The organism is Streptomyces mesophilus (assembly GCF_011044995.1).
Classification (GTDB): domain Bacteria; phylum Actinomycetota; class Actinomycetes; order Streptomycetales; family Streptomycetaceae; genus Streptomyces; species Streptomyces mesophilus.
This window is the reverse complement of the sequence record NZ_JAAKZW010000031.1, coordinates 1-24,786: the sequence shown is the minus strand read 5'-3', so window position 1 is coordinate 24,786 and position 24,786 is coordinate 1. Positions and strand designations below refer to the sequence as shown.

Sequence of the window (24,786 nt, the reverse complement as noted above, 5' to 3'; positions counted from 1 at the left end):
GATGAGCGCGAAGATTTCGTACGCAGATGTCGAGGTCGGCACCGAACTGCCGGCCCAGACCTTCCCCGTGACACGCGCCACGCTCGTGCAGTACGCGGGCGCCTCCGGTGACTTCAACCCGATCCACTGGAACGAGAAGTTCGCGGTCGAGGTCGGGCTTCCGGACGTGATCGCGCACGGCATGTTCACCATGGCCGAGGCGATCCGCGTCGTCACCGACTGGACCGGGGACCCGGCCGCGGTCGTCGAGTACGGCGTGCGCTTCACCAAGCCGGTCGTCGTGCCGAACGACGGCAAGGGCGCCGAGATCGAGGTCAGTGCCAAGGTCGCGGCCAAGCTCGACGACAACCGGGTGCGGGTGGATCTGCTCGCGATGAGCGCCGGGCAGAAGGTGCTCGGGATGTCGCGGGCTGTCGTCCAGCTGGTCTGAGACGGTCGCGAGGGCGGTCTGGGCTGAGAGAACGTAGAGGGCGCCCCACGCCGGGGGCGCCCTTTCTCGTACCTCTTGACGTAGATAGTGATTGGCCACTAACTTAGCCGCATGGTCAGAATGAGTGCGGACGAGCGGCGCGAGAGCGTCATCCGGGCGGCGGTCACCGAGTTCTCCCGGGGCGGCTACCACGGCACCTCGACCGAGACGATCGCCAAGCGGGTCGGCGTCTCGCAGCCGTATCTCTTCCGGCTCTTCGCCGGGAAGCAGGCGATCTTCCTCGAAGCCTCCCGGCGCTGCTGCCAGGACGTCACCGAAGTTTTCCGGCGTGCGTCCGAAGGGCTCCAGGGTCAGGAGGCGACGAAGGCCATGGGGGAGGCGTACCAGGCGCTCATCGCCGACGACCCCGAGAAGCTGCTCATGCAGATGCAGATGTACGTGGCCGTCGCGTCCGCGGAGGCTGCGGGCGACAGCGAGTTCGGCGAGGCTCTGCGGGCCGAGTGGATGGAGATGTACGACGTCTGCAACCTGGCGATGGGTGCGGAGGTCGGCGAGACGACGCAGTTCCTCGCGTACGGGATGCTCGTCAACGTCCTGGTGTCGATGGGGTTCCAGCCCGAGCACCGGGTGTGGACCGGGTTCTACGAAGAGGTGCAGCCGAAGTAGGCGGCGCCGTACGGCAAGCGTGAAGCGGCACGGCACAACGGCACGACGGCATGGCGCGGCATCAGAAGGGTGCGCACTTTTGTGCCCGCAGAAGTTAGTCATCAATAACTAATCAACTGGCCGGAGGGGAAAGCAATGTCACAGCGAGCAGAGACCGATACCGAGACCACCACAGGGCGCGGGGGAGTCGTCTGGGCCCTCGTCATCACCAGCGTCGCGGGATTCATGGCGGCCCTGGACAACCTGGTCGTGACGACCGCCCTGCCCGCGATCCGCGCGGACTTCGGCGGGGAGATGCACGACCTGGAGTGGACGGTCAGCGCGTACACCCTGACCTTCGCCGTCCTGCTGATGTTCGGCGCCGCACTGGGTGACCGCTTCGGCCGGCGCAAGCTCTTCCTCGTCGGTCTCGCAATCTTCACCGGCGCCTCCGCGGCGGCCGCGCTCGCCCCCGGCATCGACTCCCTGATCGCCGCCCGCGCCGTCCAGGGCGTCGGCGCCGCGATCATGATGCCGCTCACGCTGACCCTGCTCACAGCCGCCGTTCCGGCCGCCAAGCGCGGGATGGCGTACGGCATTTGGGGCGCGGTCAACGGCCTCGCGGTCGCCAGCGGTCCGCTCATCGGCGGCAGTCTGACCGAGCACATCTCCTGGCAGTGGATCTTCTGGCTGAACGTGCCGCTCGGCCTCGCCCTCCTGCCGCTCGCCCGGCTGCGCCTCAAGGAGTCGTACGGCAACGGCGCCCCGCTCGACATCACCGGCACCGTGCTCGCCAGCGGCGGTCTGTTCGGCATCGTCTACGGCCTGATCCGCGGCAACATCGACGGCTGGACCAGCGTCCAGGTCCTCGCCGGCCTGATCGGCGGCGGACTGCTGCTCGCCGCCTTCGTACGCCACGGCATCCGCGCCGAGAACCCGATGCTTCCCATGCGGCTGTTCCGCAACCGCGCCTTCGCCGGCATCAATGCGGCGAGCCTGCTGATGTTCCTCGGGATGTTCGGCTCGATCTTCCTGCTCAGCCAGTTCCTGCAGGACGTACTCCACTACTCGCCCACCGAGGCCGGCCTGCGGATGCTGCCCTGGACCGGGATGCCGATGATCGTCGCGCCGATCGCGGGCTATCTCTCCGACCGCATCGGCGGCCGTCCGGTGGTGGCCGCGGGCCTGGCCCTTCAGGCGATCGGCCTCGCCTGGTTCGCGATGATCCTCAGCCCCGATGTCTCGTACGCGGCGCAGCTCCCTGCCCTGATCATCAGCGGTATCGGTATGGCGCTGTTCTTCGCTCCCGCAGCGAACCTGGTCATGTCCAGCGTCCGCCCCTCCGAACAGGGCATCGCCTCCGGCGCCAACAACGCGCTGCGCGAGGTCGGCGGCGCCCTCGGCATCGCGACCCTCGCGGCCGTCTTCTCGGCGCAGGGCGGTTACGGGGCCGCGCAGACCTTCGTCGACGGACTGCAGCCCGCGCTGTGGGCGGGCGCTGCGGCGGTGGCCGTGGCGGCCCTCGCCGCGCTGGCGATCCCGCGCCGGAGCAAGACCGCCGTGCTCGACGGTGAGGCCCATGAGGAGAGCCGCGAACTGATTGGTGCGTGAGGCGCCGAGCCGGAAGGCACGAGGGTACGGTCCGGGAGCTGTCGGCCCCGGACCGTACCCTTGAGCGCGTGCAGGAACTCCACGAAGCCCCGCTCGCCCCACTGACCACCTTCCGGCTCGGCGGCCCGGCCGCCCGCCTGATCACCGCGACCACCGACGCCGAGGTGGTCGACGCCGTGCGCGCCGCCGACGCGTCGGGCACCCCGCTCCTCGTCGTCGGCGGCGGTTCGAACCTGATCGTCGCCGACAAGGGCTTCGCCGGTACGGCCCTGCGGATCGCCACCCAGGGCTTCGAACTCGACGGTACGCAGCTGGAGCTGGCGGCCGGCGAAGTGTGGACCGACGCCGTGGCCCGCACCGTCGAGGCGGGCCTCGCGGGCATCGAGTGCCTGGCCGGCATCCCAGGATCGGCGGGCGCGACCCCGATCCAGAACGTGGGGGCGTACGGCCAGGAGGTCTCCAGCACCATCACCGAGGTGATCGCGTACGACCGCGAAGCCGGCGAGACGGTCACCCTCTCGAACGCCGAATGCGCCTTCTCGTACCGCCACAGCCGCTTCAAGTCCGACCCGGAGCGCTACGTCGTCCTGCGCGTCCGCTTCGCACTCGAGGACGCCGGCGGTCTGAGCGCCCCCCTCAAGTACCCGGAGACCGCCCGCGCCCTCGGCGTCGAGGCCGGTGACCGCGTCCCGCTCGGGCAGGCCCGCGAGACGGTGCTCAAGCTGCGCGCCGGCAAGGGCATGGTGCTCGACCCGGAGGACCACGACACGTGGTCGGCGGGTTCGTTCTTCACCAACCCGATCCTGACGGCGGGTGAGTACGAGGCGTTCCTGGAGCGCGCCCACGAGCGCCTCGGCGCCGACGTCACCCCGCCCGCGTACCCGGCGGGGGAGGGGCGGACGAAGACCTCGGCCGCCTGGCTGATCGACAAGGCCGGCTTTACCAAGGGGTACGGCACGGGCCCGGCCCGTATCTCCACCAAGCACACCCTGGCCCTGACGAACCGGGGCGCGGCCACCACGGAGGACCTCCTCGCGCTGGCCCGCGAGGTCGTCGCCGGTGTCCACGAGGCCTTCGGGGTCACCTTGGTCAACGAGCCGGTGATGGTCGGCGTATCCCTCTGAGCTGGGGATTCATGCTTGACCTCGCTGCGGGGTGCCCCTGATAGTGACTGCGCCGACTTGATCGGCGACAGCACATCAGGGGTGGGGACTCACAGATGCAGGAGAAGGACGGGCAGTTCGTGCTGCCCGTGGACGGCCAGTCCGCGCAGCTCGCCATCGGGCGCGCTCAAGCGCTGCTGCGGGCGGGGGAGTTCAAGGCGGCGCGTACGCAGGCGCAGGACGGGCTCGACGCGTTCGGGCCGTATCCGGGGCTGTATCTGGTCCTCGGCCGGGCTCATGCCGGCGAGGACGAGGACGATCACGACAAGCAGGCCGAGCGCGCCTTCCGGATGGGCTTGGTCACCTTCCCCGACGACCTGGACCTGCTCGCCGCCTACGCCGAGTTCGGCCTGGCTGGCGACGCCCTCGACGAGCCGGGCCGGGTGTCACGCGGCAGGGCCGCGGCGGCCCGGGTCGAGGAACTCGCGCCCGATTCGCCGCAGGCGCGCGAGCTCTACCGGGCCGGGGAGACCGGTACCAAGTGGCCCGAGCCCGCCACCGTCCAGCGCTACGACGCACGCAGTGCCCTGTCCGGTGGCGTGGACGTGCGGACCGCCGCCGAGCACGCGGAGCAGGCGGCAGCCGCCTGGCCCTACGACCGCCGCCTCGCGGTGCGCGCGGAGACGCTGGTGGGCCTGGCCCGGCCCAGCGCCCTGCTCGCTCGCATCGTGGTGCGAACGCCGTACACATACGCCCTGCTGGCGGCCCTGCTCGGGGCCGCCATCGCCCTCGGGGCGCCCGCGCTCCACCTGCCCGCGCCGCTGGCGTACTCCGCCGTTCTGGTCCTGCTGCCCGCGCTGCAGCAGCAGTACCTGCTGCGCCGCGCCCGCGTCCGGGCCCGAGCGCGGCTGCCCGTCGACTACCGGGAGCCGGCACCGGGTGCCCCCGACGTTCCGTCCGCCACGCGGCGTGAGCGGTGGATCGGGGCGGTCGCGGTCCTTGTGGCCTTCGGGTCGGTGACCGGGTCCGTCGGGTGGTACGCCGCGCGGGCGGCGGAGTATCCGCGGTATGAGGCGTCGGTGCCGGAGTCGTTTCTCGGCCTTCCGCTGCACACGGGGGATGAGGTGAGCGCGGCCATGGAGGAGCGGGTGGCCGGCACGCCTCTGCCGCCCGGGGCCCGCTCCTTCTCCGGTGTCTACTCGTCCAAGGAGAAGGGCGTGGCCTTCCTCCTCTTCGGTGCGACCGGCGACCTGCACAGCGAAGACCCGGCCGAGCTGATCACCGCCATGCGCAGTGGTTTCTCTGCCTTGGGCGAACCGGAGGACTTCTGGAAGGCGGACCCGGGGTCGCTCGGTGGCCGCATGGAATGCATGCGCTACCGCCTCGACCAAAGGCCCCTTTCCCTCTGCATCTGGATCGACAAGGGAAGTCTGGGCATTGTGGCGACCCCCGCGGTCGCGGACCACGTCTCCCTGCCTCACCTCACCCGCGAACTACGCGAAGCCACCCTCCACCCCACCGACCGGGGCACAGCCTGAGTCCGGTGGGGCCCGATGAGATTCAGGCCCCACCGAGGTCTCCCTTTCGACAGCCGACGAGAGGGAGACCCATGACCGCTCTGCACACCCTCCTCCAGCGATACGTGGACGAAGGTGCCGTCCCCGGAGCCGTGGCCCTGATCGCTCACGGTGGCCGCGTGGAGGTGCAGGCGGCCGGTACGGCAGGTGTCGGCTCCAGCACCCCCATGGCCCGCGACACGATCTTCCGTATCGCCTCCATCACCAAGCCCATCGTCGCCGCGGCCGTCCTCATGCTCATCGAGGACGGCCGCATCGGTCTGGACGATCCGGTCGCACCCTGGCTCCCCGAGCTGGAGAAGCCGCGGGTCGTCCGTACCCCGGACGCGCCCGTGGACGACACCGTCCCGGCCGTCCGCCCCATCACGGTCCGCCATCTGCTCGACTTCACGGCCGGATACGGCTTCACGTCCGACTTCTCCAAGCCCGCCCTCGCCCCGCTCTTCACCGAGCTCAAGCAGGGGCCGCCGAGGCCGCAGGAAGTCGCCGCCACCGACGAGTGGATGGCGGCCCTCGCCCGGGTCCCGCTGCTGCACCAGCCGGGGGACACCTGGCTCTACAACACCTGTTCCGAGCTCCAGGGCGTGCTGATCGCCCGGGTCTCGGGGCGGTCGCTCGGCGACTTCCTCGCCGAGCGGATCTTTGAGCCGCTGGGCATGCAGGACACCGGATTCTCCGTCCCCGCAACGGAGTTGGACCGCTTCACCTCGCACTACCGCAACAACCCCGACGGCGGTGGCCTGGAGCTGGTGGACGCCCCCGACGGGCAGTGGAGCAGCGAGCCCGCCTTCCTCTCCGGCGCGGGCGGGCTGGTCTCGACCGTCGACGACTGGCACGCCTTCGCGCGCATGATGCTCGCCGAAGGCACCTCGGACGCGGGCCACCGTCTGCTGTCCCCGGACTCGGTCCGCGCCATGGTCACCGACCAGCTCACCGAAGCTCAGCGGGTGGGCAGCGACCTGTTCCTCGAAGGCCAGGGCTGGGGTTACGGCGCCGGAGTCGACCTCGCGGCGGCCCACCCGTGGAACGCCCCCGGCCGCTACGGCTGGGTCGGCGGCACCGGCACCTCGGCCCATCTCCACCCGGCCACGGGCGCGGTCGGCATCCTGCTCACGCAGGTCGAGCTGGGCGGACCGACCCCGCCGACCCTCCTGGAGGAGTTCTGGCACCTGACGAACATGTCTGGCAGGAGCCCGGCCTGACGCGGCAGCCGCCCGGCCTGACCCGGCAGTCGCACAGCCTGACGCGGCAGCTGCCGACCGCCCCCTCAGCAGCTGCCGACCACCACCTCAGTACGCGACACCGACCGCCTGCTTGACGGTCCCCGGGTCGTCGATCAGCGCCAGCATCGCGTGCGCCACATCCGCCCGCCCGATCGTGCGCGCACTGCGCGGATTGCCGCCGGTCCGCGTGCGATACGTGCCGGTCACCGGCTTGTCGACCAGCTTCGGCGGCCGCACCGAGGTCCAGTCGGTCGCGCTGGAGGCCAACTCGTCCTCCATCACCCGCAGATCGTCGTACACCGGCTTGAGCACCCGGCTGATCACCCGGAACATCACCCGGTCCACCGCCGGCTCGCGCTCCGCCGCTGCACCGGCGAGCGGCGCGGCGCTGACCACGAGCAGCCGCCGCACGCCCTCCGCCTCCATGGCCCGCAGCACCGGCCGCGTGAGCCGGGCCGCTACCCCGTCGCGTGCGTCCTTCATGCCGCGTGCCCCGAGCCCCGAAAGCACGGCGTCGCGCCCGGCGACAGCAGCCCGCAGGCCCTCGGCATCCGACAGGTCGGCCCGGAAGACCTCAAGGCGCTCCCCTTGCACGGACAGCCGGGCAGGATCCCGTACGACCGCCGTGACCTGGTGTCCCGCCGCCAGCGCCTGCCGGACGATCTCCTGCCCGATCCCGCCGGTCGCACCGAAAACAGTGAGCTTCATGGCCCCTCCTCGGGTGGGTAAGTACTCACTTCGGTCGGTGAACACTCACTCACCACCCGGGGTGGGTGAGTATTCACTCACCCCTAGAGTGGGTAAGCATTCACTCACCCGTCAAGCCCCACAGGAGCCCTCATGCAAAAACCGGCCAGAGCCCGCATCCTCGACGCCGCCCATCACCTGATGCTCAGCGTCGGCCTGGCCCGCGCCACCACCAAGGTCATCGCGAAGGAGGCCGGCTGCTCCGAGGCCGCCCTCTACAAGCACTTCACCAGCAAGGAGGAGCTCTTCGTGACCGTCCTGCAGGAGCGGCTGCCCCGGCTCGCCCCGCTCCTGGACCAGTTGGCCGGAAACCCCAGCGCGCGCTCCATCGAGGAGAACCTCGTCCGTATCGCCCACGAGGCCGCGCTGTTCTACGAGCAGAGCTTCCCGATCGCCGCTTCCCTGTACGCCGAGACCCAGCTCAAGACCCGCCATGAAGCGGCCATGCGCGAGATGGGCACGGGCCCTCACATGCCGATCGTCGGCCTGGACGCCTATCTCCGTGCCGAGCAGGTGGCAGGCCGTATCCGCCCGGAAGCAGACACCTACGCGGCCGCGTCCCTGCTCCTCGGCGCCTGCGCCCAGCGCGCCTTCGCGTACGACGCGGCAGGCCAGTTCCCGCCCCCTGCGGCGGACGAGTTCGCGCGTGACCTCGTCCGCACGCTCCTGGCGGGGATCGGCTAGCGGCCCCCTCGGCCGGCGCGAGTCGGCCCGGGAGTCAGCCCGCAACCCACGTCAGCCGACGATCCAGTCGTCGATCCCGGCGAGCAGCTTGTCCCGTACGTCGTCGGACGCGGCCGACGCACGCACCGACTGCCGCGCCAGCTCCGCCAGTTCGGCGTCCGTGAATCCGTGGTACGCCCGCGCCAGCTCGTACTGCGCCGCGAGCCGGGACCCGAAGAGCAGCGGGTCGTCCGCCCCCAGCGCCATCGGCACCCCGGCCTCGAACAGCTTCCTCAGCGGTACGTCCTCGGGCTTCTCGTAGACCCCGAGCGCGACATTGGACGACGGACAGACCTCACAGGTCACACTCCTGTCGGCAAGGCGCTTAAGCAGCCGCGGATCCTCGGCGGCCCGCACCCCGTGCCCGATCCGCGAGGCGTGCAGATCGTCGAGACAGTCCCGTACCGACGCGGGACCGGTGAGCTCACCGCCGTGCGGCGCCGCGAGCAGACCGCCCTCGCGCGCGATCGCGAAGGCGCGGTCGAAATCCCTTGCCATGCCCCGGCGTTCATCGTTCGACAAACCGAACCCGACGATGCCCCGGTCCGCGTACCGCACCGCGAGCCGGGCCAGCGTGCGCGCGTCCAGCGGGTGCTTCATCCGGTTCGCGGCGACCAGGACACGCATACCGAGCCCGGTCTCCCGTGAAGCCGTGTCCACCGCGTCGAGGATGACCTCGAGCGCCGGGATCAGACCGCCGAGCCGCGGAGCGTACGAGGTCGGGTCGACCTGGATCTCCAGCCACCCGGACCCGTCCCGGATGTCCTCCTCGGCGGCCTCTCTGACCAGGCGCTGAATGTCCTCGGGCTCCCGCAGACAGGACCGCGCCATGTCGTAGAGGCGCTGGAACCGGAACCACCCGCGCTCATCGGTCGCCCGCAGCTTCGGCGGCTCTCCGCCGGTGAGCGCCTCGGGCAGATGCACCCCGTATTTGTCGGCGAGTTCGAGCAGGGTCGTGGGCCGCATCGACCCGGTGAAATGCAGATGCAGATGGGCCTTCGGCAACAGCCGTACGTCACGTACACGCTCCATCTGAAGATCCTGCCGTACGCACCAGGCGTCCCGGTAGCCGCTTTCCACCAACGAGTACTTGCCCGAACGAACAAACGGGCCCCCGGCCGAAGCCGGGGGCCCGTAGGCCATGAGTGGATCAGCGCGCCTCGGCGAGCAGCTTCTGGATCCGCGAGACGCCCTCGACGAGGTCCTCGTCACCGAGCGCGTACGAAAGCCGCAGGTAACCCGGCGTACCGAAGGCCTCGCCCGGCACCACCGCGACCTCGACCTCGTCCAGGATGAGCGCGGCGAGCTCGACGGAGGTCTCCGGGCGCTTGCCGCGGATCTCCTTGCCGAGCAGACCCTTCACCGAGGGGTACGCGTAGAAGGCGCCCTCGGGCTCGGGGCACAGGACGCCGTCGATCTCGTTGAGCATCCGCACGATGGTCTGGCGGCGCCGGTCGAAGGCGGTCTTCATCTCGTCGACGGCCGACAGGTCACCGGAGACGGCGGCGATGGCGGCCACCTGCGCGACGTTGGAGACGTTGGAGGTGGCGTGCGACTGCAGGTTGGACGCGGCCTTGACCACGTCCTTCGGGCCGATGACCCATCCCACGCGCCAGCCGGTCATGGCGTACGTCTTGGCCACACCGTTGACGATGATGCACTTGTCGCGCAGCTCGGGCACGACCACCGGCAGGGACGCGAACTCGGCGTCGCCGTACACCAGGTGCTCGTAGATCTCGTCGGTCAGGACCCACAGGCCCTTGGCGGCGGCCCAGCGGCCGATCTCCTCGACCTGCGCGCGGGTGTAGACGGCGCCCGTCGGGTTGGAGGGGGAGACGAAGAGCAGCACCTTGGTGTTCTCGGTGACGGCCGCTTCCAGCTGCTCCACGGAGACCCGGTAGCCGGTCGTCTCGTCCGCGGTCACGAACACCGGGACACCGCCCGCGAGCTGGATCGACTCGGGATACGTCGTCCAGTACGGGGTCGGCACGATGACCTCGTCGCCCGGATCCAGGATCGTCGCGAAGGCCTCGTAGATCGCCTGCTTGCCACCGTTGGTGACCAGTACGTTGGCGGCCTCGACCTCGTAACCCGAGTCGCGCAGCGTCTTCGCGGCGATCGCGGCCTTGAGCTCGGGCAGCCCGCCGGCCGGCGTGTACCGGTGGTACTTCGGGTTCTTGCAGGCCTCGATGGCGGCCTCGACGATGTAGTCGGGCGTCGGGAAGTCCGGCTCACCGGCGCCGAAGCCGATCACCGGCCGGCCGGCGGCCTTGAGGGCCTTGGCCTTGGCGTCGACGGCGAGGGTCGCGGACTCGGAGATCGCTCCGATCCTGCGGGAGATACGGCGTTCGGTGGGTGGGGTTGCAGCGCTCATGCGCCCCATCGTTCCAGACCCGCACAGCCCCGAGCACATGAGTTCCGAGGAGCGGACATCGCCCCTGGACAGGTGTCTGATGGGCAGCGGACAGGTACCTGTTCGACGGCACGGCCCGGACCACGTACACTCATCCCTCGTTGGCCCTCACAGGCCGCTCCCACCTACCGCACCCCGTGCGACTGTTGGGATGCGGTACGTTGGGGGGAACCCAAAGGGTCGTAGCTCAATTGGTAGAGCACCGGTCTCCAAAACCGGCGGTTGGGGGTTCAAGTCCCTCCGGCCCTGCTACACACTCCATCGCCAGGATGTGTGCGCATGTACGTACTGCAAAGCACCGCCGTGCGGCTCTCCCGGGCGCGGCACGGCCACGACCCGGAATCAGGTGAATACGAGTGACGGACGCCGTGGGCTCCATCGACACGCCTGATGCCCCGGACGAGGCGACCGAGTCCAAGAAGAAGGCTCGTAAGGGCGGCAAGCGAGGCAAGAAGGGCCCCCTGGGCCGTCTCGCGATCTTCTACCGCCAGATCGTCGCCGAACTCCGCAAGGTTGTCTGGCCGACTCGCAACCAGCTGACGACATACACCACAGTGGTGATTGTCTTCGTTGTCATCATGATCGGCTTGGTGACCGTGATTGACTATGGCTTCTCCGAAGCCGTCAAGTACATCTTCGGTTAGAAGCCACAGCGACAAGGACGCCGTTACCTTCGGCGTCCCTTTCGCGCGTTCCACCCCCATTTTGTAGCCAGGAAGAAGCAGCCACCGTGTCTGACCCGAACCTGAACGACGCCAGCGAGTCGATCGAGTCCGTAGAGGACCAGCTCGACATCGTCGAGGCGGCGGACTCCGTGGACCCGGACCAGGCCGAAGCTGCCGACGCCGCTGCCGGCGAGTCCGCCGAAGAAGCGGCCGTGCACGTCGAGGACGAAGCCGAAGCCGTCGCCGAGACGGAGGCCGACGAGGCCGCCGCCGAGGACGTCGCCGACGAGGAGCCCGTCGAGCCGGTCGACCCGATCGCCGCCCTGCGCGAGGAACTGCGCACGCTGCCCGGCGAGTGGTACGTGATCCACACCTACGCCGGTTACGAGAACCGCGTGAAGACCAACCTCGAGCAGCGCGCCGTCTCGCTCAACGTCGAGGACTTCATCTTCCAGGCCGAGGTGCCGCAGGAAGAGGTCGCCCAGATCAAGAACGGCGAGCGCAAGACGATCAAGCAGAACAAGCTGCCTGGTTACGTGCTCGTCCGTATGGACCTGACCAACGAGTCCTGGGGCGTCGTCCGCAACACCCCCGGCGTCACCGGCTTCGTGGGCAACGCCTACGACCCGTACCCGCTGACCCTGGACGAGATCGTCAAGATGCTCGCCCCGGAGGCCGAGGAGAAGGCCGCCCGCGAGGCCGCCGAGGCCGAGGGCAAGCCCGCTCCGCAGCGCAAGGTCGAGGTCCAGGTTCTGGACTTCGAGGTCGGCGACTCGGTCACCGTCACCGACGGCCCGTTCGCGACGCTGCAGGCGACGATCAACGAGATCAACGCCGACTCGAAGAAGGTCAAGGGCCTTGTCGAGATCTTCGGCCGCGAGACCCCGGTCGAGCTGAGCTTCGACCAGATCCAGAAGAACTAGCTTCTTCTCGACCCACGCTTCCGACCAGGTCAGATCGGGCTGCCAAAGCCGGTCTGACCTGCTCGGTTTTTAGCTGCGCATGGATACCCGTTATCGTTGTGCGGTATGCCTCCATCCGGATGATCGGATGTGGGCAGTTCACTCTCACTAGGACCCGGAGAGAGCAATGCCTCCCAAGAAGAAGAAGGTCACGGGGCTTATCAAGCTCCAGATCCAGGCCGGTGCCGCCAACCCGGCTCCGCCGGTCGGCCCCGCGCTGGGCCAGCACGGCGTCAACATCATGGAGTTCTGCAAGGCCTACAACGCCGCGACCGAGTCGCAGCGTGGCTGGGTGATCCCGGTGGAGATCACGGTCTACGAAGACCGTTCCTTCACCTTCATCACCAAGACGCCGCCGGCCGCGAAGATGATCCTCAAGGCCGCCGGTATCGAGAAGGGCTCTGGCGAGCCCCACAAGACCAAGGTCGCCAAGATCACCCTGGCGCAGGTCCGCGAGATCGCCGAGACCAAGATGGCCGACCTGAACGCGAACGACCTGGACGCCGCGTCCAAGATCATCGCGGGCACCGCCCGTTCCATGGGCGTCACGGTCGAGGGCTGACCTCACCCCCGTAAGACCTTTGAAGTAGTGGTAGGGCCAGCGCTGGTCCGCACCACGAACTCCAACCCTGAACCTCAGGAGTAGATGTGAAGCGCAGCAAGACTCTCCGCGCTGCGGACGCCAAGATCGACCGGGAGAAGCTCTACGCCCCGCTCGAGGCCGTCCGTCTCGCCAAGGAGACCTCCGCGACCAAGTTCGACGGCACCGTCGAGGTCGCCTTCCGCCTGGGTGTCGACCCGCGCAAGGCCGACCAGATGGTCCGTGGCACCGTGAACCTCCCGCACGGCACCGGCAAGACCGCCCGGGTCCTGGTCTTCGCGACCGGTGACCGTGCTGCGGCCGCGGAAGCCGCGGGCGCCGACATCGTCGGCTCCGACGAGCTGATCGCCGAGATCGCGGCGGGCAACCGCCTCAACGAGTTCGACGCGGTCGTCGCCACCCCGGACCTCATGGGCAAGGTCGGCCGTCTCGGCCGCGTCCTCGGCCCGCGTGGTCTCATGCCCAACCCGAAGACCGGCACCGTGACGCCCGACGTCGCCAAGGCGGTCAACGAGATCAAGGGCGGCAAGATCGAGTTCCGCGTCGACAAGCACTCGAACCTGCACTTCATCATCGGCAAGGTCTCCTTCGACGAGACCAAGCTGGTGGAGAACTACGGCGCGGCCCTGGAGGAGATCCTCCGTCTGAAGCCGTCCGCCGCCAAGGGTCGCTACATCAAGAAGGCCGCCATCGCCACCACGATGGGCCCCGGCATTCCGGTCGACCCGAACCGCACCCGCAACCTCCTCACCGAGGAGGACCCGGCCGCGGTCTGAGCTTGAAGCTCACAGCTGGTCATTGCCCGGCATCGGCAGCTCTGCGGAGCTGTCGGTGCCGGGTTTTTGCGTTTCTACGTGTCGGTGGCCTCGGCTACGTTGACTGTCTACTCACAAGCACCACTGGGGGGTTGCACCGATGAGGACGTACCAGCGCATAGGCCTGGCCGCCGTATCCACCGCCGCTCTGGTCGCCGTGGCCGGCTGCCAGAGCTCGGGGACGGACGGCAAGGCCGCCGCCGACAAGGCGCCGAAGTTCCAGTCGCGTACGACGGCGATCAAGACGCTGACGGCCGCGTACGAGAAGACGGCCGAGGCGAAGTCCGCCAAGGTCGAGATGACCATGTCGATGCCGGCCGGCCTGGACGGCGGGGGCGACATGAAGATGTCCGGTGTCATGGGCTGGGACCCGACCGTCCTGGACATGACGATGTCGGGCTCGGCGCTCACCGCGGGGGACCCGGAGGCGCCCGAGCAGATGCGCGTGGTCATGCGCGACAACGTGATGTACATGGACATGGGCAAAGCCGCGCTCGCCGAGATGGACGGCAAGCGCTGGATGAAGATGGACTTCGGCGCCATGGCCGACAAGATGGCCGAAGAGGGCGCCGACCCGCAGCTGCAGAAGGCGCTGACGGGCGGCATGGAGAACATGAACCAGGACCCGGCCCGGCAGATGGCCCTGCTCCTGGAGTCCGAGAACCTCAAGCACCTCGGCACCGAGACGGTGGCCGGCCAGAAGGCCGACCACTACAAGGGCAAGCTGACGGTCGCGGAGATGCTGGAGTCCAACGACTCCCTCGACTTCCTCGAAGGCAAGGACCGCGAGGAGCTCCTGAAGAACATGGAGAAGTCCGGTATCGAGGGTTACGACACCGAGGTCTGGGTCAACAAGGACGGCTACCCGGTCAAGATGGACGTCGGGATGGAGTCCCCGGAGGGCACCGTCGAGATCCACCAGACGTTCTCCGACTACGGGGCCAAGGCCGAGGTCGAGGTGCCGCCGGCGTCCCAGACCTTCGATGTCCTGAAGATGCTCGAGGAGCTCAAGGGTCTCGGCCTGGAAGAGGGCGGCCTCGAAGGCTGATTCCACGCTCCAGTAAGGCAGCGGCCCGGGCGCATCGTAGATGCTCCTGGCCCGATTTGCTCGACAAGCATCCGTTCGCGTACTCTTCCGAGGAAGCCAAAGACCGCTGGTCGTTGCTGTGCCCCCGTCAGGGAGTGCGGCGGCCGAAGGATCCGCGTAAGCGGACGACCCGCGCAGGTGACTGTGGAATGCACTCCCGGACTTCGTCCGGTTGAGTTCACGCCCCGTGCGCCTGCGCCGGGGCGTTTCGTTTTGTACAGACCTGTTTGTGCAGAGCCCCCTTCTCCAAGTGCCTGATTCAGGCGGTCCGGCGAACGCGACTGATCGGAAGGTCAGTCGAGGATCATCACCCCGGAAGGAGGCCGAGGCTCATGGCGACGACCGAGAAGGTCACAGCTGTCGAGGAGATCACGCGCGACCTGCGCAACTCCAACGCCGCTGTTGTCACCTCGTACACCGGACTCAGCGTGGCGCAGCTCAAGCAGCTCCGCCGTTCTCTCGGCGAGAACGCTCAGTACCGAGTGGTGAAGAACACGCTGACCAAGATCGCGGCCCAGGAGGCCGGGTTCTCTGCGCTGGACGAGCACCTCAAGGGCTCGACGGCCGTTGCCTTCGTTACCGGTGACCCGGTCGAGGCGGCGAAGGGTCTGCGTGACTTCGCCAAGGACAACCCCGCTCTCGTCATCAAGGGCGGTGTCCTTGATGGCAAGGCGCTGTCCGCCGACGAGATCAAGAAGCTTGCGGACCTCGAGTCCCGCGAGGTTCTGCTCGCCAAGCTGGCGGGTGCCATGAAGGGCAAGCAGACTCAGGCTGCTCAGGTCTTCCAGGCGCTCCCGTCGAAGTTCGTCCGCACCGCGGAAGCGCTTCGTGCCAAGCAGGCCGAGCAGGGCGGTGCCGAGTAATTCGGCTCGCGTCATGACTGACGCCCATCAGGGCGGCGGTCACAGCGGGCCCGAAAGTACGCCCGCCACTCAACAACACTCCGGCACCAGCCGAATTAGTGGAAGGACGCCATCATGGCGAAGCTGTCCCAGGACGACCTCCTCGCGCAGTTCGAAGAGATGACCCTCATCGAGCTCTCCGAGTTCGTGAAGGCCTTCGAGGAGAAGTTCGACGTCACCGCCGCCGCGGCCGTCGCCGTTGCCGGCCCCGCGGGCCCGGCCGCCGCTGCCGAGGCCGAGGCCGAGCAGGACGAGTTCGACGTCATCCTCACCGGCGCCGGTGACAAGAAGATCCAGGTCATCAAGGTCGTGCGTGAGCTGACCTCGCTGGGTCTCAAGGAGGCCAAGGACCTCGTCGACGGCACCCCGAAGCCGGTCCTCGAGAAGGTCGCCAAGGAGGCCGCTGACAAGGCTGCCGAGTCCCTCAAGGCTGCCGGCGCCTCCGTCGAGGTCAAGTGACTTCACGAGTCGTCTGACTCTTTCGCGTAGTACGGCCCCAGGGCTGTAACGCGCAGACACTGAAGGGCGATCACCCATATGGGTGGTCGCCCTTCGGCGTTCCTGTGACGGTTGCCTTGCGCTGGCGGTGCGGCCGAGTATGGTGATCTTCGTTGTGCTCTCCCAGGCCCCCCAAGGCTCCCGGTGACGATCTCCACGGGACAGGGGGCCTTGACGAACCGCACGCAGCGCGCAATTCTCAGGACGCGTCGTCACATCGATCCGGATCCGAGGCATGGATCGAAGACGAACTGGGCAGTGTGGATATGCGTCCACCGGCGAGGGGTCTGCCGGGGGCGCCACAACAGCAGCATTCGAGGTGTTCGTGGGTCGGTCGAAAACCCGCACTGGACATCAGTGGGCCTAGTGGCTACACTGACCCTTTGCGCTGCCTGTTAGCTGCCTCCTGCCCGTCACCAGGGGCATGCCCATGCTTGAGCTTCGTCGGCCGACCTTCCCTGACCTGGGGTTTTCTGTCGACGCGTTCAGCCTGGGACCGGTACGCGCGTAGTGAGTCCGAGCCCTCGGAAGGACCCCCTCTTGGCCGCCTCGCGCACTGCCTCGACCGCGATTACGAACAACGGCGCCAGCACCGCCCCGCTGCGCATCTCCTTTGCAAAGATCAAGGAGCCCCTCGAGGTTCCCAACCTGCTCGCGCTGCAGACCGAGAGCTTTGACTGGCTGCTCGGCAACACCGCTTGGCAGAGTCGGGTCGAGGCCGCTCTGGAATCAGGTCAGGACGTCCCCACCAAGTCCGGTCTGGAGGAGATCTTCGAGGAGATCTCTCCGATCGAGGACTTCTCCGGGTCGATGTCGCTGACCTTCCGCGACCACCGCTTCGAGCCTCCGAAGAACTCGATCGACGAGTGCAAGGAGCGCGACTTCACGTACGCGGCCCCGCTCTTCGTCACCGCCGAGTTCACCAACAACGAGACCGGCGAGATCAAGTCCCAGACGGTCTTCATGGGCGACTTCCCGCTCATGACGAGCAAGGGCACCTTCTGCATCAACGGCACCGAGCGTGTCGTCGTCTCGCAGCTGGTCCGCTCGCCGGGTGTCTACTTCGACTCCTCCATCGACAAGACGTCCGACAAGGACATCTTCTCCGCCAAGATCATCCCGTCCCGGGGTGCCTGGCTGGAGATGGAGATCGACAAGCGCGACATGGTCGGTGTCCGCATCGACCGCAAGCGCAAGCAGTCCGTCACCGTCCTGCTCAAGGCTCTCGGTTGGACGACCGAGCAGATCCTCGAGGAGTTCGGCGAGTACGAGTCGATGCGCGCCACCCTGGAGAAGGACCACACCCAGGGCCAGGACGACGCGCTGCTCGACATCTACCGCAAGCTGCGTCCGGGCGAGCCGCCCACGCGTGAGGCTGCGCAGACGCTGCTCGAGAACCTCTACTTCAACCCGAAGCGCTACGACCTCGCGAAGGTCGGCCGCTACAAGGTGAACAAGAAGCTCGGCGCCGAAGAGCCGCTGGACGCCGGCGTACTCACCACCGACGACGTCATCGCCACCATCAAGTACCTGGTGAAGCTGCACGCCGGTGAGACCGAGACCGTCGGTGCCTCGGGCCGCGAGATCGTCGTCGAGACCGACGACATCGACCACTTCGGCAACCGTCGTATCCGTAACGTCGGCGAGCTCATCCAGAACCAGGTCCGTACGGGTCTGGCTCGTATGGAGCGCGTCGTGCGTGAGCGCATGACGACCCAGGACGTCGAGGCGATCACGCCGCAGACCCTGATCAACATCCGCCCCGTGGTGGCGTCGATCAAGGAATTCTTCGGTACGTCGCAGCTGTCCCAGTTCATGGACCAGACGAACCCGCTGTCGGGGCTGACGCACAAGCGTCGTCTGAACGCCCTCGGCCCCGGTGGTCTGTCCCGTGAGCGGGCCGGCTTCGAGGTCCGTGACGTGCACCCCTCGCACTACGGCCGCATGTGCCCGATCGAGACGCCCGAAGGCCCGAACATCGGCCTGATCGGCTCGCTCGCTTCGTACGGCCGCATCAACCCGTTCGGTTTCATCGAGACGCCGTACCGCAAGGTTGTCGACGGCATCGTCACCGACGACGTCGACTACCTCACGGCCGACGAGGAGGACCGATTCGTCATCGCGCAGGCCAATGCGCCGCTGACGGACGACTTCCACTTCGAGGAGTCCCGCGTTCTGGTCCGCCGTCGTGGCGGCGAGATCGACTACATCCCGGGCGACGACGTCGACTACATGGACGTCTCGCCGCGCCAGATGGTGTCGGTCGCGACCGCGATGATCCCGTTCCTCGAGCACGACGACGCCAACCGCGCGCTCATGGGCTCCAACATGATGCGCCAGGCCGTCCCGCTGATTAAGGCGGAGGCGCCGCTGGTCGGCACCGGCATGGAGTACCGCTGTGCGGTCGACGCCGGTGACGTCATCAAGGCCGAGAAGGACGGTGTCGTCCAGGAGGTCTCCGCCGACTACGTGACGGTGGCCAACGACGACGGCACGTACACCACGTACCGCATCGCCAAGTTCTCCCGCTCGAACCAGGGCACGTCCTTCAACCAGAAGGTCGTCGTCGACGAGGGCGCTCGCGTCATCGAAGGCCAGGTTCTCGCCGACGGTCCCTCGACCGAAGAGGGCGAGATGGCCCTCGGCAAGAACCTGCTCGTGGCGTTCATGCCGTGGGAGGGTCACAACTACGAGGACGCGATCATCCTGTCGCAGCGCCTCGTGCAGGACGACGTCCTCTCCTCGATTCACATCGAGGAGCACGAGGTCGACGCCCGTGACACCAAGCTCGGCCCGGAGGAGATCACCCGGGACATCCCGAACGTCTCCGAGGAGGTCCTCTCGGACCTCGACGAGCGCGGCATCATCCGGATCGGTGCCGAGGTCGTCGCCGGCGACATCCTCGTCGGCAAGGTCACGCCCAAGGGTGAGACCGAGCTGACGCCGGAAGAGCGCCTGCTGCGCGCGATCTTCGGTGAGAAGGCCCGTGAGGTCCGTGACACCTCGCTGAAGGTGCCGCACGGTGAGATCGGCAAGGTCATCGGCGTCCGCGTCTTCGACCGTGAAGAGGGCGACGAGCTGCCGCCGGGCGTGAACCAGCTGGTTCGTGTCTACGTGGCGCAGAAGCGCAAGATCACCGATGGTGACAAGCTCGCCGGCCGTCACGGCAACAAGGGCGTCATCTCCAAGATCCTGCCCGTCGAGGACATGCCGTTCCTCGAGGACGGCACCCCGGTCGACATCATCCTCAACCCGCTCGGTGTCCCGTCCCGAATGAACCCGGGCCAGGTCCTCGAGATCCACCTCGGCTGGCTCGCCAGCCGCGGCTGGAAGGTCGAGGGTTCCGAGGAGTGGATGGAGCGCCTCAAGGCCATCGGCGCCGACGAGGTCACCGCCGGCTCCAACGTCGCCACCCCGGTGTTCGACGGCGCCCGCGAGGACGAGATCTCCGGTCTCTTCGAGCACACCATCCCGAACCGTGACGGTGTGCGCATGGTGCAGCCGTCCGGCAAGGCCCAGCTGTTCGACGGTCGTTCGGGAGAGCCTTTCCCGGACCCGGTCTCGGTCGGCTACATGTACATCCTGAAGCTGCACCACCTGGTCGACGACAAGCTCCACGCGCGTTCGACCGGACCGTACTCGATGATCACTCAGCAGCCGCTGGGTGGTAAGGCGCAGTTCGGTGGCCAGCGCTTCGGTGAGATGGAGGTGTGGGCGCTTGAGGCTTATGGCGCCGCGTACGCCCTCCAGGAGCTGCTCACGATCAAGTCCGACGACGTCACCGGCCGCGTGAAGGTCTACGAGGCCATCGTCAAGGGCGAGAACATCCCCGAGCCGGGCATTCCCGAGTCCTTCAAGGTGCTCATCAAGGAAATGCAGTCGCTCTGCCTCAACGTGGAGGTGCTGTCCTCGGACGGCATGTCCATCGAGATGCGCGACACCGACGAGGACGTCTTCCGCGCTGCGGAAGAGCTCGGTATCGACCTGTCCCGGCGCGAGCCGAGCAGCGTCGAAGAGGTCTGACGGGCCACCCGCCACCCGGCTGCCGGCCGGGTGGCGGAACCCCGGACCCCGTACAGACCATTGATTGAGACACAACCCTGAGAGGGATTGACGCATAGTGCTCGACGTCAACTTCTTCGACGAGCTCCGGATCGGCCTGGCCACCGCTGACGACATCCGTCAGTGGAGCCACGGCGAGGTCAAGAAGCCCGAGACCATCAACTACCGCACGCTCAAGCCGGAAAAGGACGGGCTCTTCTGCGAGAAGATCTTCGGTCCCACCCGGGACTGGGAGTGCTACTGCGGCAAGTACAAGCGTGTCCGCTTCAAGGGCATCATCTGTGAGCGCTGTGGCGTCGAGGTCACTCGCGCCAAGGTGCGTCGTGAGCGGATGGGCCACATCGAGCTTGCCGCTCCCGTCACTCACATCTGGTACTTCAAGGGCGTTCCTTCGCGCCTTGGCTACCTGCTCGACCTCGCGCCGAAGGACCTCGAGAAGGTCATCTACTTCGCCGCGTACATGATCACGTTCGTGGACGAGGAGCGTCGTACCCGCGACCTGCCGTCCCTGGAGGCGCACGTCTCCGTCGAGCGTCAGCAGATCGAGCAGCGTCGTGACTCGGACCTCGAGGCGCGTGCCAAGAAGCTCGAGACCGACCTGGCCGAGCTCGAGGCCGAGGGTGCCAAGGCCGACGTGCGCCGCAAGGTGCGCGAGGGTGCCGAGCGCGAGATGAAGCAGCTGCGTGACCGTGCGCAGCGCGAGATCGACCGTCTCGACGAGGTGTGGAACCGCTTCAAGAACCTCAAGGTCCAGGACCTCGAGGGCGACGAGCTGCTCTACCGCGAGCTGCGTGACCGCTTCGGCACGTACTTCGACGGTTCGATGGGTGCCGCGGCGCTGCAGAAGCGTCTCGAGACCTTCGACCTCGACGAGGAGGCCGAGCGCCTCCGCGAGATCATCCGTACCGGCAAGGGCCAGAAGAAGACCCGTGCGCTCAAGCGCCTCAAGGTCGTCTCCGCGTTCCTCACCACGAACAACAGCCCCAAGGGCATGGTCCTGGACTGCGTCCCGGTCATCCCGCCGGACCTGCGTCCGATGGTGCAGCTGGACGGTGGCCGCTTCGCGACCTCCGACCTGAACGACCTGTACCGCCGTGTGATCAACCGCAACAACCGTCTGAAGCGTCTGCTCGACCTGGGCGCTCCGGAGATCATCGTCAACAACGAGAAGCGCATGCTTCAGGAGGCTGTTGACGCCCTCTTCGACAACGGTCGTCGTGGTCGCCCGGTCACCGGTCCCGGTAACCGCCCGCTGAAGTCCCTGAGCGACATGCTCAAGGGTAAGCAGGGTCGATTCCGTCAGAACCTTCTCGGTAAGCGTGTGGACTACTCCGCGCGTTCCGTGATCGTCGTCGGTCCGCAGCTGAAGCTGCACCAGTGCGGTCTGCCCAAGGCCATGGCACTTGAGCTCTTCAAGCCGTTCGTGATGAAGCGCCTGGTCGACCTGAACCACGCGCAGAACATCAAGAGCGCCAAGCGCATGGTGGAGCGCGGCCGCACGGTCGTGTACGACGTCCTCGAAGAGGTCATCGCCGAGCACCCGGTTCTCCTGAACCGTGCTCCCACCCTGCACCGCCTCGGCATCCAGGCCTTCGAGCCGCAGCTGGTCGAGGGCAAGGCCATCCAGATCCACCCGCTCGTCTGCACCGCGTTCAACGCGGACTTCGACGGTGACCAGATGGCCGTGCACCTGCCGCTCTCCGCGGAGGCGCAGGCCGAGGCGCGCATCCTGATGCTCTCCTCGAACAACATCCTCAAGCCCGCCGACGGCCGTCCGGTGACGATGCCGACGCAGGACATGGTCCTGGGTCTGTTCTTCCTCACCACCGACGGCGATCTCCGTGACACCAAGGGCGAGGGCCGTGCGTTCGGCTCCGTCGCCGAGGCGATCATGGCGTTCGACGCCGGCGAGCTCGCGCTGCAGTCGTCCATCGACATCCGCTTCCCGGTGGGCACCATCCCGCCGCGTGGCTGGGTGCCGCCGGTCGCCGAGGAAGGCGAGCCGGAGTACCAGGCCGGTGACACCTTCCGGCTGCGGACGACCCTGGGCCGCGCGCTCTTCAACGAGCTGCTGCCCGAGGACTACCCGTTCGTCGACTACTCGGTGGGCAAGAAGCAGCTCGGCGAGATCGTCAACGACCTCGCGGAGCGCTACCCCAAGGTCATCGTGGCGGCGACGCTCGACAACCTGAAGTCGGCCGGTTTCTACTGGGGCACCCGCTCCGGTGTCACCGTGGCCATCTCCGACATCGTCGTCCCCGAGGCCAAGAAGGCCATCGTCGCGGGTTACGAGGCGCAGGACGAGAAGGTCCAGAAGCAGTACGAGCGCGGCCTGATCACCAAGCAGGAGCGCACGCAGGAGCTCATCACCATCTGGACCAAGGCGACCAACGAGGTTGCCGAGGCGATGAATGAGAACTTCCCCAAGACGAACCCCATCTTCATGATGGTTGACTCGGGTGCCCGAGGAAACATGATGCAGATGCGTCAGATCGCCGGTATGCGTGGTCTGGTGTCCAACGCCAAGAACGAGACCATTCCTCGTCCGATTAAGGCGTCGTTCCGTGAGGGCCTGTCCGTGCTGGAGTACTTCATCTCCACTCACGGTGCCCGTAAGGGTCTGGCGGACACCGCCCTGCGTACCGCCGACTCGGGTTACCTGACCCGTCGTCTGGTGGACGTCTCGCAGGACGTGATCATCCGCGAGGAGGACTGTGGCACCGACCGCGGCCTCAAGCTGAAGATCGCCGTCAAGGGCGAGGACGGCGTGCTCCGCAAGACGGAGGACGTGGAGACCTCGGTCTACGCCCGCATGCTCGCCGAGGACGTCGTCATCGACGGCAAGGTGATCGCGCCGGCCAACGTCGACCTGGGTGACGTGCTCATCGACGCCCTGGTCGCCAATGGCGTCGAGGAGGTCAAGACCCGCTCGGTCCTGACCTGTGAGTCGGCGGTCGGCACCTGTGCCTTCTGCTACGGCCGTTCGCTCGCCACCGGCAAGCTGGTCGACATCGGTGAGGCGGTCGGCATCATCGCCGCCCAGTCCATCGGTGAGCCCGGTACCCAGCTGACGATGCGTACCTTCCACACCGGTGGTGTGGCCGGTGACGACATCACCCAGGGTCTGCCCCGTGTCGTCGAGCTCTTCGAGGCTCGTACGCCCAAGGGTGTCGCCCCGATCTCGGAGGCGAAGGGTCGCGTCCGTATCGAGGAGACCGAGAAGACCAAGAAGCTCGTGGTCACCCCGGACGACGGCAGCGAGGAGACGGCATTCCCGATCTCCAAGCGTGCCCGTCTGCTCGTGGGCGAGGGCGACGCGGTCGAGGTGGGCCAGAAGCTCACCGTCGGTGCCACCAACCCGCACGACGTGCTGCGGATCCTCGGTCAGCGCGCGGTCCAGGTCCACCTGGTCGGCGAAGTCCAGAAGGTCTACAACAGCCAGGGTGTGTCGATCCACGACAAGCACATCGAGATCATCATCCGGCAGATGCTGCGCCGCGTGACGATCATCGAGTCCGGCGACGCGGAGCTGCTGCCGGGCGAGCTCGTCGAGCGCTCGAAGTTCGAGACCGAGAACCGTCGTGTGGTCACCGAGGGCGGTCACCCCGCCTCCGGCCGTCCGCAGCTGATGGGTATCACCAAGGCCTCGCTGGCGACGGAATCCTGGCTGTCGGCCGCCTCCTTCCAGGAGACGACCCGAGTCCTGACGGATGCGGCGATCAACGCCAAGTCCGACAGCCTCATCGGCCTCAAGGAGAACGTCATCATCGGTAAGCTCATCCCGGCCGGTACGGGTCTGTCCCGCTACCGCAACATCCGGGTCGAGCCGACCGAAGAGGCCAAGGCCGCGATGTACTCGGCCGTCGGCTACGACGACATCGACTACTCGCCGTTCGGCACGGGCTCCGGCCAGGCCGTTCCGCTGGAGGACTACGACTACGGTCCGTACAACCAGTAAGGCGTACGTCTGAACTGAAGGGCGCCTACCCCGCTTCGGCGGGGTAGGCGCCCTTCGGCGTTGTGGCTCGGCGTCCGCCGGGCTTGGTGTCCGCCGGGCTCGGCGACTGGTTTGCCGGCGGCGAGCGCGGCCTGGTGGCGGGCCTGCTGGTCCATGCCGTGCATGGTGTGCAGCACCGTGGCCGGCTGAGGGCCGGCGAGTACCAGTAGCCGAGCAGTGAGGGACCAGGCGTGGCCGCCGGTGTGGTGGCCGAGTTCATGGGCCAGTACGGCGGCGAGCTGGGCGCTCGGCAGGTTCTCCAGGGCGAACCGGGAGACGCCGACGGTATGGCCTGCCGCGGCGTATGCGTTGAGGTCCTGGCTCTCCTCGGTCCACAGTTCGTAGCGGCGGCCGTCGACACCTGCCCGGGACCGTCACCTCGCGCCATACCGGTTCCAGGCGCGCGCGTTCCTGGGGGAGAGGGCGCTTGAGCTTGAGGAGACAGCGGGCGAAGCGGTCCTCGCTGGGGCGGTGGAAGACCAGCGCGCCGGAGGTGAGCCAGGCCAGGGTCGGGAGCCAGTACGGGAGGCCGATGAGCGCGTTCAGGATCGCGGAGACCATCACCACCACGATGAGGCTCATGAGGAACCCCGGGACGTGGAGCGCCAGTTGGCCGACGGATGTGGCGTCGGTGCCGCGCTGGTACGTCTTGTAGCGGACCCGGTTGCCGGGCTGGTGCTGGTAGTCCTGGTCGTCGGGTGCGGCGGGCGGCCGGGGCTCGGGGG

At 67.6% G+C, this 24,786-nt stretch carries 20 protein-coding genes and 1 tRNA gene; 17 read left to right on the top strand and 4 right to left on the bottom strand.

The features are described 5' to 3' along the window. The first annotated feature begins 1 nt into the window (after position 1). The 6 genes from G6045_RS11445 to G6045_RS11420 all read left to right on the top strand — a co-directional run bounded on the left by G6045_RS11445 (position 2) and on the right by G6045_RS11420 (position 6,568). Positions 2–430, top strand: a complete 429-nt coding sequence (locus G6045_RS11445) for a MaoC family dehydratase (protein WP_165331776.1) — start codon at positions 2–4, stop codon at positions 428–430. Positions 431–541: 111 nt separating this feature from the next. Further along, positions 542–1,096 carry a TetR/AcrR family transcriptional regulator gene (locus tag G6045_RS11440; protein WP_165331775.1) on the top strand — a complete coding sequence of 185 codons (555 nt, stop codon included), beginning with the start codon at positions 542–544 and terminating at the stop codon, positions 1,094–1,096. Between the two features lie 135 nt (positions 1,097–1,231). Continuing rightward, positions 1,232–2,686, top strand: a complete 1,455-nt coding sequence (locus G6045_RS11435; RefSeq protein ID WP_165331774.1) for an MFS transporter — start codon at positions 1,232–1,234, stop codon at positions 2,684–2,686. A gap of 68 nt (positions 2,687–2,754) precedes the next feature. Continuing rightward, positions 2,755–3,810 (top strand): UDP-N-acetylmuramate dehydrogenase, encoded by a 1,056-nt coding sequence (locus G6045_RS11430; RefSeq protein ID WP_165331773.1) that lies wholly within the window; start codon positions 2,755–2,757, stop codon positions 3,808–3,810. A gap of 95 nt (positions 3,811–3,905) precedes the next feature. Next, positions 3,906–5,327 carry a tetratricopeptide repeat protein gene (locus tag G6045_RS11425; protein ID WP_165331772.1) on the top strand — a complete coding sequence of 474 codons (1,422 nt, stop codon included), beginning with the start codon at positions 3,906–3,908 and terminating at the stop codon, positions 5,325–5,327. 71 nt (positions 5,328–5,398) lie between these two features. Continuing rightward, on the top strand, positions 5,399–6,568 hold the full coding sequence (locus G6045_RS11420; protein ID WP_165331771.1) for a serine hydrolase domain-containing protein: 1,170 nt from the start codon (positions 5,399–5,401) through the stop codon (positions 6,566–6,568). An 87-nt stretch (positions 6,569–6,655) separates the two neighbouring features. On the opposite strand, the gene G6045_RS11415 is transcribed toward G6045_RS11420, so the two are convergent. Next, positions 6,656–7,297: an NAD(P)-dependent oxidoreductase gene (locus G6045_RS11415; RefSeq protein WP_165331770.1), complete on the bottom strand. Its 642-nt coding sequence runs from the start codon at positions 7,295–7,297 to the stop codon at positions 6,656–6,658. 132 nt (positions 7,298–7,429) lie between these two features. Here G6045_RS11415 and G6045_RS11410 point away from each other — a divergent pair, with 132 nt between their 5' ends. Then, positions 7,430–8,020 carry a TetR/AcrR family transcriptional regulator gene (locus G6045_RS11410; protein ID WP_165331769.1) on the top strand — a complete coding sequence of 197 codons (591 nt, stop codon included), beginning with the start codon at positions 7,430–7,432 and terminating at the stop codon, positions 8,018–8,020. 51 nt (positions 8,021–8,071) lie between these two features. Here the strand turns inward: G6045_RS11410 and G6045_RS11405 are convergent, their stop codons facing one another. Continuing rightward, on the bottom strand, positions 8,072–9,091 hold the full coding sequence (locus G6045_RS11405) for an adenosine deaminase (RefSeq protein ID WP_165331768.1): 1,020 nt from the start codon (positions 9,089–9,091) through the stop codon (positions 8,072–8,074). A gap of 118 nt (positions 9,092–9,209) precedes the next feature. Further along, a complete protein-coding gene (locus G6045_RS11400; protein WP_165331767.1) occupies positions 9,210–10,433 on the bottom strand; it encodes a pyridoxal phosphate-dependent aminotransferase in 1,224 nt (407 codons plus the stop codon). 215 nt (positions 10,434–10,648) lie between these two features. Here G6045_RS11400 and G6045_RS11395 point away from each other — a divergent pair. The 10 genes from G6045_RS11395 to G6045_RS11345 all read left to right on the top strand — a co-directional run bounded on the left by G6045_RS11395 (position 10,649) and on the right by G6045_RS11345 (position 24,022). Then, positions 10,649–10,721: transfer RNA gene (locus G6045_RS11395), tRNA-Trp, on the top strand. 107 nt (positions 10,722–10,828) lie between these two features. Next, on the top strand, positions 10,829–11,116 hold the full coding sequence (gene secE / locus G6045_RS11390) for a preprotein translocase subunit SecE (protein ID WP_165331766.1): 288 nt from the start codon (positions 10,829–10,831) through the stop codon (positions 11,114–11,116). 86 nt (positions 11,117–11,202) lie between these two features. After that, positions 11,203–12,060, top strand: a complete 858-nt coding sequence (gene nusG, locus G6045_RS11385) for a transcription termination/antitermination protein NusG (RefSeq protein ID WP_165331765.1) — start codon at positions 11,203–11,205, stop codon at positions 12,058–12,060. A 166-nt stretch (positions 12,061–12,226) separates the two neighbouring features. Next, positions 12,227–12,661: a 50S ribosomal protein L11 gene (gene rplK / locus G6045_RS11380; protein WP_165331764.1), complete on the top strand. Its 435-nt coding sequence runs from the start codon at positions 12,227–12,229 to the stop codon at positions 12,659–12,661. 86 nt (positions 12,662–12,747) lie between these two features. Continuing rightward, on the top strand, positions 12,748–13,476 hold the full coding sequence (rplA, locus tag G6045_RS11375) for a 50S ribosomal protein L1 (RefSeq protein ID WP_165331763.1): 729 nt from the start codon (positions 12,748–12,750) through the stop codon (positions 13,474–13,476). Between the two features lie 139 nt (positions 13,477–13,615). Continuing rightward, complete coding sequence (locus G6045_RS11370) at positions 13,616–14,563, top strand: hypothetical protein (protein ID WP_165331762.1); 948 nt, start codon at positions 13,616–13,618, stop codon at positions 14,561–14,563. Between the two features lie 371 nt (positions 14,564–14,934). After that, a complete protein-coding gene (gene rplJ / locus G6045_RS11365) occupies positions 14,935–15,465 on the top strand; it encodes a 50S ribosomal protein L10 (protein WP_165331761.1) in 531 nt (176 codons plus the stop codon). A gap of 114 nt (positions 15,466–15,579) precedes the next feature. Further along, positions 15,580–15,963, top strand: a complete 384-nt coding sequence (gene rplL / locus G6045_RS11360) for a 50S ribosomal protein L7/L12 (protein WP_165331760.1) — start codon at positions 15,580–15,582, stop codon at positions 15,961–15,963. Between the two features lie 579 nt (positions 15,964–16,542). Beyond that, complete coding sequence (gene rpoB / locus G6045_RS11350; protein WP_165331759.1) at positions 16,543–20,025, top strand: DNA-directed RNA polymerase subunit beta; 3,483 nt, start codon at positions 16,543–16,545, stop codon at positions 20,023–20,025. Positions 20,026–20,122: 97 nt separating this feature from the next. After that, the gene (locus tag G6045_RS11345) at positions 20,123–24,022 is read left to right on the top strand and encodes a DNA-directed RNA polymerase subunit beta' (protein ID WP_165331758.1); all 3,900 of its coding nucleotides are present in this window, start codon (positions 20,123–20,125) and stop codon (positions 24,020–24,022) included. On the opposite strand, the gene G6045_RS41390 is transcribed toward G6045_RS11345, so the two are convergent. Then, the gene (locus G6045_RS41390; RefSeq protein ID WP_235967803.1) at positions 24,001–24,399 is read right to left on the bottom strand and encodes a M48 family metalloprotease; all 399 of its coding nucleotides are present in this window, start codon (positions 24,397–24,399) and stop codon (positions 24,001–24,003) included. The two genes, G6045_RS11345 and G6045_RS41390, sit on opposite strands and share 22 nt — an antisense overlap. Positions 24,400–24,786 lie beyond the last annotated feature (387 nt).

Excerpts from the sequence above, each read along its gene's own strand:
- G6045_RS11445 (WP_165331776.1), top strand. The coding sequence starts at position 2 with ATGAGCGCGAAGATTTCGTACGCAGATGTCGAGGTCGGCACCGAACTG.
- G6045_RS11440 (WP_165331775.1), top strand. The coding sequence starts at position 542 with ATGGTCAGAATGAGTGCGGACGAGCGGCGCGAGAGCGTCATCCGGGCG.
- G6045_RS11435 (WP_165331774.1), top strand. The coding sequence starts at position 1,232 with ATGTCACAGCGAGCAGAGACCGATACCGAGACCACCACAGGGCGCGGG.
- G6045_RS11425 (WP_165331772.1), top strand. The coding sequence starts at position 3,906 with ATGCAGGAGAAGGACGGGCAGTTCGTGCTGCCCGTGGACGGCCAGTCC.
- G6045_RS11420 (WP_165331771.1), top strand. The coding sequence starts at position 5,399 with ATGACCGCTCTGCACACCCTCCTCCAGCGATACGTGGACGAAGGTGCC.
- G6045_RS11415 (WP_165331770.1), bottom strand. The coding sequence starts at position 7,297 with ATGAAGCTCACTGTTTTCGGTGCGACCGGCGGGATCGGGCAGGAGATC.
- G6045_RS11410 (WP_165331769.1), top strand. The coding sequence starts at position 7,430 with ATGCAAAAACCGGCCAGAGCCCGCATCCTCGACGCCGCCCATCACCTG.
- G6045_RS11405 (WP_165331768.1), bottom strand. The coding sequence starts at position 9,091 with ATGGAGCGTGTACGTGACGTACGGCTGTTGCCGAAGGCCCATCTGCAT.
- G6045_RS11400 (WP_165331767.1), bottom strand. The coding sequence starts at position 10,433 with ATGAGCGCTGCAACCCCACCCACCGAACGCCGTATCTCCCGCAGGATC.
- rplK (WP_165331764.1), top strand. The coding sequence starts at position 12,227 with ATGCCTCCCAAGAAGAAGAAGGTCACGGGGCTTATCAAGCTCCAGATC.
- G6045_RS11370 (WP_165331762.1), top strand. The coding sequence starts at position 13,616 with ATGAGGACGTACCAGCGCATAGGCCTGGCCGCCGTATCCACCGCCGCT.
- rplJ (WP_165331761.1), top strand. The coding sequence starts at position 14,935 with ATGGCGACGACCGAGAAGGTCACAGCTGTCGAGGAGATCACGCGCGAC.
- rplL (WP_165331760.1), top strand. The coding sequence starts at position 15,580 with ATGGCGAAGCTGTCCCAGGACGACCTCCTCGCGCAGTTCGAAGAGATG.